Raw genomic sequence first — 13,956 nt, forward strand, 5'->3', positions numbered from 1 at the left:
GACCCGGAGTAGAACGTTTCGATGCCGGCGACGGCGACACGCATGGTTTACTCGGCAGCCTGCACACGGCGGGCGTCGATGATCGCCCTGATCTCCGAGCGGCATGAGCCGCAATTGGTGCCCGCGCGCAGTGTCGAGCCGATCGCTTCGAGGCTGTCGCATCCCGCGGCGACCGCCGAAGCGAGCTGGTTGGCGCCGACATGGAAGCAGGCGCACACGACGCGCCCGATCGCAGGCATGGGCACTGGCGAGCGACCGGACAGAAGCGCGTGCCGGTCTGTAGCCGAGAGCGGCTGGCGCGTGGCGAGCAGCGACACCAGCCAGTCCCGCATGGGCAACTGGTCCGGAGCGGCGACCAGCAGGGCTTCGGCCATGGCGCCGCCTTCGTCGATGGCGGCTGCGCGATAGGCGAGCCCGCGACGGTCGGTGTATTCCAGGAGCTGATCCCGTCGCTGCGCGCCGAGCAGCTTGCGCGCCAGGAGAATGCCCTGGTCCGGCGGCTCGGTTCCGGTGAGCTCGTAAATCCATCCGCCCTCGACAGCATGCCGGCTCCAGTGAACGAAACCGGTCGGCCTGAGATCGCGCCGCGTGATGAGCACACCCGCCCAGCCAGCCTCTTCCCGCGCGATCCTGGCGGGGACATGCTTGAGCTCCGGCTGGCCGGAATGCGGATCGGTGACCGGCGAGGACAAGAGGCCGGCTGCTGCCCTGGCCGCGAACTGGCCGCTCCAATGCATGGGCATGAAGGCTTGGCCGCGCCGCTGTGCGTCGGCCACGCGCACCCTGGCGCGGACGAAGCCGAAGCGGGTTGAAAGATGAGCGAGGTCGCCATCCTTGAGCTGATGCGCCGCCGCGTCCGCCGGATGGAGGTCGACTGCGGGCTCCGGCGCGTTCGCCATCAAACGCGGCACGTTTCCGGTGCGCGTCATAGTGTGCCACTGGTCGCGCAGCCGGCCGGTGTTCAAGGCAAGCGGATAGTCCGCGTCGACCGTGAAGGCCGTCGCCTCCTGCCGCACCGGCACGAAACGCGCGCGGCCGTCTTGTGTCGGGAAACGGCCATCGGAGAAAAGTCTCGTCTGGTGGCCGCCTCGCTCCGACGCGGGCCAATGGCGCGGCACGAAGGCGGAATAATCTTCATCGCTGAGATCAGCCACACCGCCAAGGTCGAACAGACGCTTGCCGTCGTTCTCGAAGGCGGAGAGCGCTGCATGCTCGCGGAAGATCGCGGCCGGCGTCCGGTAGGCGAAGGCCTCGCCAAAGCCCATGCGCGCGGCGACCTCGCAGATGATACGCCAGTCGGCTTTCGCCTCGCCGGGCGGCGGCAGGAACGGCCGCTGGCGCGAGAGGCGCCGTTCCGAATTGGTGACGGTGCCGTCCTTCTCACCCCAGGCGGCGGCCGGCAGCAGCACGTCGGCATAGCGCGTGGTGTCGGTGCGGGTCACGTCGGAGACCGCGACGAAATCGCATTTGGACAACGCAGCGCGCACGCGCGAAGCGTCGGGCATCGAGACGGCGGGATTGGTGCCCATGACCCACAAGGCCTTGACGCGGCCGTCCGCGACCGCCTGGAACATGTCCACGGCTTTCAAGCCGCCGCGCCGCGCGACGTTCGGCGCATTCCAGAAGCGGGAAACCCGGTCGATATTGGCCTCGTCTCCGAAATCCATGTGCGCGGCGAGCTGGTTGGCAAGCCCTCCGACCTCGCGCCCGCCCATGGCGTTCGGCTGTCCGGTGACCGAGAACGGCCCCATGCCGGGCCTGCCGATGCGGCCGGTGGCGAGATGGCAGTTGATTATGGCGTTGACCTTGTCGGTCCCGTGCGCCGACTGGTTGACGCCTTGGCTGTAGACGGTCACCGCTCGCTCGGTCTCGACGAAGAGATCATAGAAGGCCTGGACGTCGGCTGCCGCCAGCCCGCAGCCCTTTGCCACGCGCGCGACCGACGGCGCATCGGCACCGGCCAAGGAAGCTGCGGCATCAAAGCCCGAGGTACTCTCGCGGATGAAATCGGCATCGATCTTTCCGGCCTGCATGAGATGCGCAAGCAGCCCGTTGAACAGCAGCACATCCGTGCCCGGATCGAGCGCCAGATGCAGGTCGCATTCGTCGGCGGTTGCGGTGCGGCGCGGGTCGATGACGACGATCCTGGTTCCGCGTTCCTTTCGCGCCGCGAGCATGCGCTGATAGAGCACCGGATGGCACCATGCGGTGTTGGAGCCGGTGAGCACGATGAGGTCGGCGCACTCGAAATCCTCATAGACACCGGGAACGAGGTCCTCGCCGAAAGCGCGGCGATGACCGGCGACGGACGACGCCATGCAGAGCCGTGAATTGGTGTCGATATTGGCCGAGCCGATGAAGCCCTTCATCAGCTTGTTGGCGACGTAATAGTCCTCGGTGAGCAACTGGCCGGAGACATAGAAGGCGACAGAGTCCGGGCCGTGCTCGGCTACAGCCTGCGAGAATTTCGCGGCCACAAGGTCGAGCGCTTCGTCCCAGCTCGCCGGCTTGCCGAGAATTTCCGGCCGCAGCAAACGACCTTCGAGGCCGAGCGTCTGGCCGAGAGCCGAACCCTTCGAGCAGAGCTTGCCGAAATTGGCGGGATGATCGGGGTCGCCGCGGACGGTCGTCGTGCCGTCCGCGGCGACCTCGGCGAGCACGCCGCAGCCCACCCCGCAATAGGGGCAGGTGGTCCTCACCTCGCGTGCTTCTTGCATGCCTCAGGCCGCTTTCGAGGCCAGCGCCTCGAGCGCGATGAACAACCGTTCGCCCTCGACCTTGACCGGTATAGTCCGTACCGAACCTTCGTCGGCGCCAAGCGCCTTGCCTGTCTCCAGCGAGATCACCCAATTGTGCAGCGGGCAAGTCACGGCAGCGCCATGGACGATGCCCTGGCTGAGCGGCCCGCCCTTGTGCGGGCAGTGGTCGTCGATGGCAAAGACCTTGTCGTCTGCCGTGCGAAAGACGGCGACCTTGCCTTGCGGTGTCGCAACGCAACGCGCGCCGCGCGGCGGAATATCGATGATGGAGCCGATGGCGATCCAGTTCATATTGGTCACTCCGCCGCCTCCGCGAACCCGACCGACGCCATCGGCCTGAACTCATGCTTGTCCTTGCCGGAGACGCGCTCCGACCACGGATCGACCTGCGCGAATTTTTGGCTGAAGACGAAGCGGTCGAAGAGCGTCCTGCGGCGCTCGGCATCGTCCAGGATCTGCTTCTTGATCTCGGCGGTGCCGATCCGCTTGGCCCATTTGTAGATGCGCTCCAGATAGCGGGCCTGCTCGCGGTACATCTGGACGAGCGCCACGATCGTCTCCAGCGCCTCGTCCTCGGTCTTCACAAGGCCGAGCACTTCCGTGCCCTTGATGTCGAGGCCGGCGGCGCCAGCGAAGTGAATTTCGTAGCCAGAATCGACGCACACCACGCCGACATCCTTGCAGGTCGCCTCCGCGCAGTTGCGCGGGCATCCCGACACCGCCATCTTCACCTTGGCCGGCGTCCAGGAGCCCCACATGAACTTCTCGATGCGGATGCCGAGCCCGGTCGAATCCTGCGTGCCGAAGCGGCACCAGTCCGAGCCGACGCAGGTCTTCACCGTGCGCAGGCCCTTGGCATAAGCATGTCCGGAGACGAAGCCAGCCTTGCCGAGATCGGCCCATACCGCCGGCAGGTCTTCCTTGCGGATGCCGAGCATGTCGATGCGCTGGCCGCCCGTCACCTTGACCATCGGGATATCGAACTTGTCGACCACGTCGGCGATGGCGCGCAATTCGCCGGCGCTGGTGACGCCGCCCCACATGCGCGGCACCACCGAATAGGTGCCGTCCTTCTGGATATTGGCGTGCACGCGCTCGTTGATGAAGCGCGACTGGTAGTCGTCGGCATATTGGTCCGGCCAATCGCAGACGAGATAGTAGTTGAGCGCCGGCCGGCACTTGGCGCAGCCGCAGGAGGTCTTCCACTCCAGCTCCTGCATGACAGCGGGGATCGTCTTCAGGCCCTTTGCCTTGATCAGGCGCCGCACGTCGTCATGGCCAAGGCTCGTGCAGCCGCACATGGGCTGCACCGCCGCCGGATTGTAGGCGTCACCCAGCGTGAGCTTAAGCAGCTGCTCGACGAGACCCGTGCACGAGCCGCACGAGGCCGAGGCCTTGGTGTGGGCGCGCACGTCATCGAGGCCGGTCAGCCCCTTGGCCGTGATCGCGCCGGTGATCTTGCCCTTGCAGACGCCGTTGCAGCCGCAGATTTCCGCATCATCCGCCAGTGCCGCAACGGCCGCCAAAGGGTCCGAGGAAACGCCTCCCTGGAACGCCTGGCCGAAGATCAGCGTGTCGCGCATCTCCGATATGTCGGTCGCCTTCTTCTTGAGGTCGTTGAACCACGCGCCGTCGGCCGTCTCGCCGAACAAGACGGTGCCGATGATGCGGTTGTCCTGCAGCACCACACGCTTGTAGATGCCGGCCGACGCGTCGCGCAGAATGATCTCCTCGCGGTCGTCGCCGTCGGCGAAGTCGCCCAGCGAATAAAGGTCGATGCCGGTGACCTTGAGCTTGGTCGGCGTATCGGAGTGGACGAAGCGCCTGTCCTCACTGTCCGTCAGTTTGGCTGCCGCCACCCGTGCCATCTCGTAGAGAGGCGCGACCAGCCCGTAGACATGGCCGCCGACCTCGGCGCATTCGCCGAGCGCCATGATGGCGGGGTCGGAAGTCCGCATGCGGTCGTCGACGACGATGCCGCGATTGACCTCGAGCCCAGCCTCCTTGGCTAAAGCGGTGCTCGGCCGGATGCCGACCGCCATCACTACCAGTGTCGCCGGAATGATCGTGCCGTCCATAAGCTCGACACCCTCGACCTTGCCGTTGCCGACAATGGCCTTGGTGTTGGCCTTGGTCATGACCTTGATGCCGCGCGCCTCGACGGCTTTCTGCAAAAGGTAGCCGGCGGCGGGATCGAGCTGGCGTTCCATCAGCGTCGGCATGACGTGCAGCACGGTGACGTCCATGCCGCGCTCTTTCAGACCGGCCGCGGCTTCGAGGCCGAGCAGGCCGCCGCCGATGACGACCGCTTTGGCGCGCGACTGCGCGGCAAGCAGCATGGCGTTGACGTCGTCGAGATCGCGGTAGCTGAGCACGCCGGGCAATTCCTTGCCCGGAACCGGAATGATGAAAGGAACCGAGCCGGTGGCGATGACCAGCCTGTCGTAGCTCTCGATGACGCCGTGGTCCGAGGTGACGGTCTTGGCCCCCCTGTCGATGGCGACGATCCGGTGACCCTTGTAGAGGGTGATGCCGTGCTTGATGTACCAGCCGTCGCCATGGATGACGATTTCCTCGAACGCCTTCTCGCCCGAAAGCACCGGCGACAGCATGATGCGGTCGTAGTTCACGCGCGGTTCGGCGTTGAAGATGGTCACGGCGTAGCGGTCGGGCGCGGCTTCCAGCAGGTGCTCCAGCATCCTGCCCGGCGCCATGCCGTTGCCGATGATGACGAGTTTCTCGGTCATGTCGCTCTGCTCCGATCTATTCGGCGGCGTAGGAAAGAGATGCGTTGTTGACGGCGGCGGCGCGCTCCATCCGGCGGATGGTGACGTGCATCCAGACCAGGCAGGAGACGACGATGAGGAAGAGCAGCATGAAGCAGCTCGACCAGACCCCGGTGAGATCGTTCAGCGCGCCGAAGGCGATCGGCAGGATGAAGCCGCCGAGCCCGCCGATCATGCCGACGACGCCGCCGACCGCGCCTACGCTCTGCGGATAATAGGCGGGGATGTGCTTGTAGACGGCCGCCTTGCCGAGGCTCATGAAGAAGCCGAGCACGCAAGCGACGGCGATGAAGGCGAGCGGGCCGATCTCGAAATGGAAGGGGATCGGCCCGCTGATGCCGCGCACGACATAGTCTGCCGAGGGGAGAGACAGAACGAGTGTCGCGACGGCACAGACGCTGAAGGTCCAGTAGAGCACGGTGCGGGCGCCGATGCGGTCGGAAAGCACGCCGCCATAGGCGCGGAAGATGCTGGCGGGGATCGAATAGGCGGCGCCGATCATCCCGGCGGTGGCGATGCCGAAACCGTAGACGCCGATCAGGTAGCGCGGCAGCCAGAGCGACAGCGCCACGAACGCGCCGAAGGAGAAGAAATAATAGAACGCGAAGCGCCAGACCCGCAGGTTCTTCAGCGGCGCGAATTCCTGCCAGAAGCTTCTTGCCGGCGCCGCCTTGCCGGCGCGGCGCTCGCGGATGACCGGATCGTCGCCGGTGGTGAACCAGAAGATGGCGGCCATGACGACCAGCGCCGCGGCCCAGATCAACGCCACCGCCTGCCAGCCCCAGGCGAGCAGCACGAAGGGCGCCAGGAACTTGGTGACAGCGGCGCCGACATTGCCGACGCCGAAAATGCCGAGCGCAGTGCCTTGTTTTCCGGCCGGGAAGAAGCGCGAGACATAGGCGACGCCGACGGCAAAGGAGCCGCCGGCAAGGCCGACGCCGAGAGCGGCAAGCAGCATCTGACCGTAGGTGTGGGCGAAAGCGAGCAGGAAGGTCGCGATCGCCGCGGCGAGCATGGTCGCTGTATAGACCAGGCGTCCGCCATAGCGGTCGGTCCAGACGCCGAGCACCATGCGCACGAGCGAGCCCGTCAGGATCGGCGTGCCGACGAGCAGGCCGAACTCGGTCTCGTTCAGGCCGAGTTCCTGTTTGATGCGCACGCCGATGATGGAAAAGATCGTCCACACCGCAAAGCACACGGTGAAGGCGATGGTGGACATCACGAGCGCCTGCCTTGAAGCACTGTCCTGGCTGGGCGCGGCTGGGAGGTTTGCGGTCATCTTGAGCTCCGGTTTGCGGCGTGGGAGGCGCCGCTCGTTGTGTTGATCAGAGGCGTGGCATCGGTCAGCGGGGCGAGGCCGGGACTTGCGCACTCACTTGCGGGCTTTTGCCTTCGGTTTGGTGATTGGCTGGAAACAGCAGGAGCGCCGCGGTGAACAGCGCCGCCGTCAGCGCGCTGCTCGCCAGGAAATCGCGGCGGGTGAAATCCCTGAGCAATGTCGTTGCGATCCGTTTGGTCATCGTCGTCTCCGGTCCAAAACGAAAAAAGCCGCCGTCCAAGCCTCGCGCGTCCGTACATCCGGGATCGCGCATTGACCTGAGCGGCAGCTTTGCCTGTGGCGCCCGCCATTGGACGCCTGTTCCATTGCCCGCGAACGGGCTCGATTATTTCAAAGCACGAAGCGTGCCAGTTTCGCTCGAAAGCTGAATTTCAAGGAAAATCAATGATGTGGAAGCTTTGCCCTTCGACCGCGCCGAGCGGCGACGCGGTCAAACATTGATCAATGGCACCAGCATTGCGCATAAATTTTGTGCAATGCACAAGAATGGCGCGCAAATGATCAGGCGCGCCGCTGGCCGGCAATATAGGCGTCTATCCGGTCGGGATCGAAGATCTGGCCGTCGAAAAATCCGTCGGGGCCAAGGACCAGGCTTGCCCCCGCTGAGCCGACCGGCGTTGCCATCCTCAGCGCGCCTTCCACCTTGGCATTGGCGCCTGGCAAGGCGACGCCAAGCGGCCTCAACGCCGCGCGGTAGAGGTCGGGCCGATAGCACTCCCGAGCGATGGCGAGGTTTTGCGGCGTATGCGGCAACTGCCCCCAACGCACCATCTGCGTGTAGAACCAGAGCGCATGGCTCTTCCAGGGAAAGTTGGCCGCTTTGTCGAACGGCGCGAAGAAATCCTCGACGCGCCGTGCCGCGCCCCCGCCAAGTTGAAGCTGTCCGGTCAGGGCCGGCATTTGGATCGCCTCCGGCTGGCCGAGGAAGTCGGGTCGCGCCATCAGCGCCGCCAGTTCGCCGCGGTGTGCCGGATCCTGGCACCAGCGGGCGGAGTGATGCAGCGCCCTCAGCAGCGCCGCCAGCGCGTCCGGGTTCTCTTCGGCCCACAACTTGCGCACCCCGATCACCTTTTCCGGACTGTTGCGCCACAGCAGCGCCTTCACGGTGACGACGTGGCCGGTGCCCGCCGCGACGGCGGCGCTGTTCCAGGGCTCGCCGACGCAATAGCCGTCGATGCGGCCGGCGGCCAATGCGTCGGCCATGAAAGGCGGCGGCACGATGACGATCTCGATATCGCGGTCGGGATCGACGCCGCAGGCGGCGAGCCAGTAGCGCAGCTCATAATTGTGCCCGGAATGCGGATGCACGACGGCGAAACGCAGCGGTTCGCGGCCGGCGGCCGCCCGCTCGCGGATCAGTGCGCCGAGCGCTGCTCCGGCGCGCGCCGGATCGAGGTCAGGTGCTGCGCCATGCGCCGCCATGCCTTGCCACACCGCATTGGAAACAGTGACGCAGTTGCCGCCGAGCCCGAGCGAGAACGGCACGATGGTCTCGGAAGCAAGCGGCGTGAGGCCGAGGCTGCAGGCGAGCGGCATCGGCCCGAGCATATGGGCGACATCGAAGTGGCCGATGGCGATGCGGTCGCGGATATTGGCCCAGGAGGTCTCGCGATGCAGCTTGAGCTCGATGCCCTCGCGCGCGGCAAAGCCCATCTCGCCGGCTGCGACCAGGACGGCGCTGTCGAAGAGCGGCATGAAGCCGGCGGTGATCTGATGCGCTGCCGACATGCTCATTCGCCCTCCAGCGGTCCCAGCAATCCCGCCGCCGTCACCAGGCTCTGGGCGATGTCGGCGATCTTGCGGTTCTGGTTCATGGCGGTCTTGCGCAGCAGCGCATAGGCCGCCTCCTCGCTTAAGCCCCGCGACTTCATCAATATGCCCTTGGCCCGGTCAATGACCTTGCGGTTCTCGAGCTCGCTGCGCGCCTCCTCCAGTTCGCGCGCCATGCGCGAGAAAGCATTGAAGCGACTGATCGCCATGTCGAGGATCGGCTTGATGCGCTCCTTCTTCAGTCCGTCGACCACATAGGCGGACACGCCGGCATCGACGGCCGCTTCGATCGAGGCCTGGTCGGAGCGGTCGACGAACATCGCGATCGGCCGCTTCACCACGCGCGACAGCTGGAACATGTTCTCCAGCATGTCGCGGTTGGGATTTTCGAGATCGATGACGATGACGTCCGGCTCGATCTCGGCGATGCGCCGGGCGATGCCGGCGACGTCATGGACGACCGTGACATGGCGATGGCCGGCGTCCCGCAATCCGGCCTCGATGATCGAGGCACGGATGCGGTTCTCGTCGATAACAAGGATGGTCAACGAACCGGCGGACATGCGCCTATTGTGCAGGCCGGGCGGAATTGTGCAATGCGGCAATCGACTGGGGTGGATCGCAAGCGCCCCCAATGAATGAACTGCTGCGCTATCGCGCCCAACCCTGTGTTGCGGCCAAGGGAGGTTGGCCGCCTTTCTCACTCCTCTCTGAAGGCGTGAGCAAAACTGTCGGCGACCGGCTGGAAGAGATACTCGAGCATGGTTCGCTTGCCTGTAACAACGGAGACCTCCACCGGCATTCCCGGATATAGCCTCACTTGCGGAAGCTTCTTAAGCTCATCGGCGCCCACCTCGACGGTCCCCCGGAAAAAAGTCGCGCCGCTGCGCTCGTCGATCTCTGCGTCGGCCGAAACACGGGTAAGGGCGCCCTTCACCGTGGGCGTGGTTCTCTGCTTATAGGCGACCAGCCGCACCGTCGCCGGCAGACCTGGGCGAACGACATCGATATCCAGGGGCTGAAGCTTGACGTCCAGCACCATCTTGTCCTGATCGGGAACGAGATCGAGAATAATCCCGCCGGGGGGTACAACTCCGCCCGGCGTGAAATATCGAAGGTTCATCACCGCCCCATCTTCCGGCGCAACGACATCGCGGCGCGCCGCGCGCGCGTCGGTCTTCTGAAGCGCCTTTTCGAGCTCGGAGCGTTTGGTCTGGATGTCACGAAGGTCCTCAGCCGCCTTCTTGATGTACGAAAGCCGGCCATTGTCGATCTGCGCATTGGCCTCGGCGATCTGCTGCCGCAGGCTTTCTATGTTCCCACGGTTCGACTCAGCCTCGCCTTGTGCTGCGATGATCTGCCGTTCGAGCTGGAGCACGCGGGACTTCACCCCATAGCCTTTCTTGAGAAGCGTGCGGGCGTCGGCCAACTCTTCCCGCAGAGACGGCAACTGGATCTCGAAGGCCGCAACTCTCGCAGCGAGGGCCGACATCTGGGCATGGTACTGGGCGATCCGCTGCTGCCAGACCTCGACCTCCGAGGCCTGAACCTTGGCCTGGTCGCGGAAAATGCGCTCCTGACCGGCAAGGGCCTCGGCGACGGTCGGTTCGCTTCGCCGGGCCGACAGGTCTGCCGGGAATGGAATCGTGCTCAGGCCGTCGCGCTGCGCGATCAGGCGGGCTTCGCCGGCGAGCGCCGCATCGAGTTCACCGCGCACGGCATCGCGGTCGGATTCCGCGTCGAGCCCGTCGAGGCGGACCAGTATCTGGCCCTGCCTGACCTGGTCTCCTTCCCGGACCAGGATTTCCCGGATGATGCCGCCTTCCAGGTGCTGTACGGTCTTGCGGTTGCTGTCGACCTTCACCACCCCGGGCGCGACCGCCGCGCTCGTCAGCGGCGCGGTGGCTGCCCAGAGGCCGAAGCCGCCGAACAGCAGGCCGATGACGGTCAGGCCGCCGAAGACATGGGCGCTCACCGCCGGCCAGGCGGGCGGTGGCGGCGGCATTTCCAACGACAAGGTAGCTTCCGTCACGATCCGGTCCTTTCGGAGCTCACGACTCGGACCTGCGGCGCAGCCGAGTTCTGCTCGGGGCGGCGCAGTTGCGCAAGCACGACGTCGCGCGGGCCGAACATCTGCGACTGGCCTTCGTTTAGCACCAGGACGCAATCGACGTTCACCATCAGCGACGGGCGGTGGGCGACGATCACCACGGTCGAACCTGCCTCCTTCATCGCGGCAATCGCCTGGTTCAGGGCTTCCTCGCCGACGGCATCGAGATTGGAGTTCGGCTCGTCCAGCACCAGCAGCGCCGGACGGCGATAGAGCGCCCTGGCAAGCCCTATGCGCTGGCGCTGCCCCCCGGAGAGCACCGAACCTTGCTCGCCTATCTCGGTATCATAGCCATTTGGGAGCCTGAGGATCATCTCGTGCACGCCCGCCATGCGGGCGGCGGCCACGATCTCGGCCGGATCGCCTTGCTCCATGCGGGCAATGTTCTCGCGGACGGTTCCGGGAAAGAGTTCGACGTCCTGGGGGAGATAGCCCACATAGGAGCCGAAATCGGCGCGGTTCCAGGCAAACACGTCGACACTGTCGAGCCGAACCCGCCCCTGCTGTGGCGAAAGCATGCCGACGATCAGGCGGGCAAGCGTCGACTTGCCGGCGGCCGACGGCCCGATCACCGCAAGCACCTGGCCCGGCGGCACGGCGAAGGAGAGGTTCCTGAGCACGGGCTCCTTTGCGCCAGCCGGCATATATGTGACGGCGTCGACCGAGAGCTGCCCCTGGGGACGCGGCAATTCCATCCCCGGCGGGCGCAGCGACGGAGTCTCGAACAGCCGGTCCAGCCGGCGCCAGGCCTCGCGCGCGGCGGTGGTCTGCTTCCAGGTGGCGATAGCCTGCTCGACCGGCGCGAGCGCGCGCGACATGATGATCGACGCCGCGATCATGGCGCCGGGCGAGACTTCGTGGCGCAGCGACAGCCAGGCGCCGAGCCCCAGCACCGCGACCTGCAGGAACATCCGGAACGGCTTGGTGAATGCATTGATCAGGCCGGCCCAGTCGCTGGCGGTTGTCTGCAGCGCGAGCACGGACGCATTGGCCGCGTCCCAACGTCGGGCGAGCACCCCGCCCATGCCCATCCCGTCGATGACTTCGGCATTGCGGAAACCGGCATCCGCCGCCTGGTAGGCGCGCGCGGAAGCGGCGTTGGCCTGCTTGAGCGTGTTGGCCGTCAGCGCGTTGTTGGCAAGGGCGAGGCCGAACAAGATGATCGCACCGCCCAGCGCCAGAAGTCCGAGCAGGGGATGCAGCAGGAAGACGAAGCCGAGATAGAGCGGCATCCATGGCGCGTCGAACAGCGCCATGATGCCGCCGCCGCCAAGATAGCCGCGCAACGTGGCGAGGTCGCGCAGCGCCTCGGTGCGGTAGGAGGAGCCGCGCAACGCGTTCTCAAGCCCGCGGCCCAGCACCTGCGGCGACAGCATGCGGTCGATCCAGGTGCCGAGCTGCACCAGCAACCGGGAGCGGAAGAATTCGAGCGCGCCCATTGCAGCCAGCGCCGCCGTCGTAATCAGCGTCAGATAGACGAGCGTTTCCACGCTGCGTCCCGTCAGCACGCGATCATAGACCTGCAGCATGTAGATCGAGGTCGAGAGCACGAGCAGGTTGATGACGAAGCTGAACCCCGCCACCGCGGCGAAACCGCCGCGGCAGCGGGAGAGAGCAAGCTTGAGGGGAGAGAGGCCTTGCATAACGATCATCTGCCGCTCATCGTCTTCCTGCGGGCTCCATCAGGCATGCAGATTGAAGTCTGCGCTGCTTAGATTGTTCACCCCCATGAGATGGATTTCGATGACGTCAGCACCACTTGTAATCACCTCGGCTGACGTGCCGACATTTGCGTAGACAACGGTGTTCGTTCCATCCGTCGTCCAACCGACGCTGTGCGCGGCAAGCGTTGTCGAAGCACCTAAGTTGGTCGGAGTGCCGGTCAGGTTGAGCGCATTCAGGAAGTCGAGTTTGTCCGTCCCGTGGACGAAGTCCTGGATCGTATCGAAGGCGGCGTGGGTAGAGTCGGCAACCGCCGTGTAGACGAAGTGGTCGGCACCGTCGCCGCCGACCAACCAGTCGGCGTTCACCTTTCCAACGATCGTGTCGTTGCCCGCACCGCCGAAGATGTAGTCGACGGCAGAGGTTCCGGTGACGCTGTCCGTGCCAGCTCGACCATCAGCGATAGTCGGATCGGTACTTACCAGTGTGATCGTGTTGTCGACGCTGCCCCCATTGGCGTTGCCGATCCAAACGGTGAATGATTGTGGAGTCGATGAAGTCGAATGATTATCAGTGGCGGTGACAGTAAGAGTGCCTGTTGCCGAGCCTCCTAGTCCGACGTTGGCGGTCAGCTCTCCGTTTGGTGCAACGGCGACTATCCCGGAGCCACTCCAGGTAAATGCAAAGGAGACACTATCGCCTGCATCGGGATCCACGGACAAGAAGTGGCCCAAATCGATAGGATTCCCGTCGGCGATCGGGGCCGAACCCGGGACGAAGACCGGGGCGCTCGGCGCATGGTTGGTCACGGGCTCATCGGCACCGTTGACGGTGATGTCGATGACGTGATCCGTGCCATCTATCGACGTTACATGGATCTGATCATGCGGATGGTCCGCGGAGTTCAGAGCCTGAACGTTGGCGGCGCCATTGTTGAGCGTATAAACCCAGTTGCCGGCGGCATCGATGGTCAATGACCCGTATGTGCCCGCGATCGGATTGCTGCCGTTGTGCACCTGGAACGAACTCTGGCCTGCATCAGGGTCGTTGACGGTCAGAGCGCCATTGACGGTCAGCACGGCGTCCTCGGTCACAGAGCCGGTGCTGCTGCCGCCGATCGAGGCGGCGTCGTTGGCGCCGGTGATGTTGACCACGATGTCGTGATGCGCGGTGCCGTCGGCCGAGGTGACCGTCAGCGTGTCGGTGACGGCATCGCCGCCATTGAGCGCCTGGGTGGCGGCGCGGCTGTCGTCGAGCGCGTAGCTCCACTGGCCGGTCTGCTCGTCGAAGGTGAAGGTGCCGTAGGTGCCGTTCAGGCTCGCCGGCGCCTGGAAGTGCGCCTCGCCGTCGTCGACGTCGCTCACCGTCAGCTGGCCCGAGGCGGAAGGATCGCCGGCCGTGCCGTTGTTCACACCGCCGGCCTCGCTCACCGCATAGTCGCCGCCGGCGACCACGCCGATCGAGGCGGCGTCGTTGGCGCCGGTGATGTTGACCACGATGTCGTGATGCGCGGTGCCGTCGGCCGAGGTG

The 13,956-nt window shown here is 65.4% G+C and carries 10 protein-coding genes; all 10 read right to left on the reverse strand.

Annotation, left to right across the window (positions count from 1 at the left end; all coding sequences use genetic code 11):
• Window positions 1-47 precede the first annotated feature (47 nt).
• On the reverse strand, window positions 48-2,717 hold the full coding sequence (locus tag LB525_RS03820) for a nitrate reductase (protein ID WP_224543494.1): 2,670 nt from the start codon (window positions 2,715-2,717) through the stop codon (window positions 48-50).
• Between the two features lie 3 nt (window positions 2,718-2,720).
• The gene (gene nirD / locus LB525_RS03825) at window positions 2,721-3,050 is read right to left on the reverse strand and encodes a nitrite reductase small subunit NirD (protein ID WP_224543548.1); all 330 of its coding nucleotides are present in this window, start codon (window positions 3,048-3,050) and stop codon (window positions 2,721-2,723) included.
• Window positions 3,051-3,055: 5 nt separating this feature from the next.
• The gene (nirB, locus tag LB525_RS03830) at window positions 3,056-5,506 is read right to left on the reverse strand and encodes a nitrite reductase large subunit NirB (RefSeq protein ID WP_224543495.1); all 2,451 of its coding nucleotides are present in this window, start codon (window positions 5,504-5,506) and stop codon (window positions 3,056-3,058) included.
• Window positions 5,507-5,522: 16 nt separating this feature from the next.
• Complete coding sequence (locus LB525_RS03835) at window positions 5,523-6,824, reverse strand: MFS transporter (RefSeq protein ID WP_224543497.1); 1,302 nt, start codon at window positions 6,822-6,824, stop codon at window positions 5,523-5,525.
• A 64-nt stretch (window positions 6,825-6,888) separates the two neighbouring features.
• Entirely contained in the window at window positions 6,889-7,065 is a 177-nt protein-coding gene (locus LB525_RS03840; protein ID WP_224543498.1) for a twin-arginine translocation signal domain-containing protein, read from the reverse strand.
• Window positions 7,066-7,385: 320 nt separating this feature from the next.
• Window positions 7,386-8,612: a CmpA/NrtA family ABC transporter substrate-binding protein gene (locus tag LB525_RS03845; protein WP_224543549.1), complete on the reverse strand. Its 1,227-nt coding sequence runs from the start codon at window positions 8,610-8,612 to the stop codon at window positions 7,386-7,388.
• Window positions 8,613-8,614: 2 nt separating this feature from the next.
• The gene (locus LB525_RS03850; RefSeq protein WP_140727844.1) at window positions 8,615-9,217 is read right to left on the reverse strand and encodes an ANTAR domain-containing response regulator; all 603 of its coding nucleotides are present in this window, start codon (window positions 9,215-9,217) and stop codon (window positions 8,615-8,617) included.
• Between the two features lie 137 nt (window positions 9,218-9,354).
• On the reverse strand, window positions 9,355-10,686 hold the full coding sequence (locus LB525_RS03855; protein WP_224543500.1) for an HlyD family type I secretion periplasmic adaptor subunit: 1,332 nt from the start codon (window positions 10,684-10,686) through the stop codon (window positions 9,355-9,357).
• On the reverse strand, window positions 10,683-12,416 hold the full coding sequence (locus tag LB525_RS03860) for a type I secretion system permease/ATPase (protein ID WP_224543502.1): 1,734 nt from the start codon (window positions 12,414-12,416) through the stop codon (window positions 10,683-10,685). The genes LB525_RS03855 and LB525_RS03860 overlap by 4 nt, the downstream gene beginning before the upstream one ends.
• A 30-nt stretch (window positions 12,417-12,446) precedes the next feature.
• A partial coding sequence (locus LB525_RS03865) for a VCBS domain-containing protein (protein ID WP_224543504.1) occupies window positions 12,447-13,956 on the reverse strand: 1,510 nt, incomplete at its 5' end.

This window comes from Mesorhizobium sp. CA16, assembly GCF_020165175.1.
GTDB lineage: Bacteria > Pseudomonadota > Alphaproteobacteria > Rhizobiales > Rhizobiaceae > Mesorhizobium.

Bases quoted from the DNA above. Each gene is read 5' to 3' on its own strand.
- LB525_RS03820 (WP_224543494.1), bottom strand. From the start codon at position 2,717: ATGCAAGAAGCACGCGAGGTGAGGACCACCTGCCCCTATTGCGGGGTG.
- nirD (WP_224543548.1), bottom strand. From the start codon at position 3,050: ATGAACTGGATCGCCATCGGCTCCATCATCGATATTCCGCCGCGCGGC.
- nirB (WP_224543495.1), bottom strand. From the start codon at position 5,506: ATGACCGAGAAACTCGTCATCATCGGCAACGGCATGGCGCCGGGCAGG.
- LB525_RS03835 (WP_224543497.1), bottom strand. From the start codon at position 6,824: ATGACCGCAAACCTCCCAGCCGCGCCCAGCCAGGACAGTGCTTCAAGG.
- LB525_RS03840 (WP_224543498.1), bottom strand. From the start codon at position 7,065: ATGACCAAACGGATCGCAACGACATTGCTCAGGGATTTCACCCGCCGC.
- LB525_RS03845 (WP_224543549.1), bottom strand. From the start codon at position 8,612: ATGTCGGCAGCGCATCAGATCACCGCCGGCTTCATGCCGCTCTTCGAC.
- LB525_RS03850 (WP_140727844.1), bottom strand. From the start codon at position 9,217: ATGTCCGCCGGTTCGTTGACCATCCTTGTTATCGACGAGAACCGCATC.
- LB525_RS03860 (WP_224543502.1), bottom strand. From the start codon at position 12,416: ATGATCGTTATGCAAGGCCTCTCTCCCCTCAAGCTTGCTCTCTCCCGC.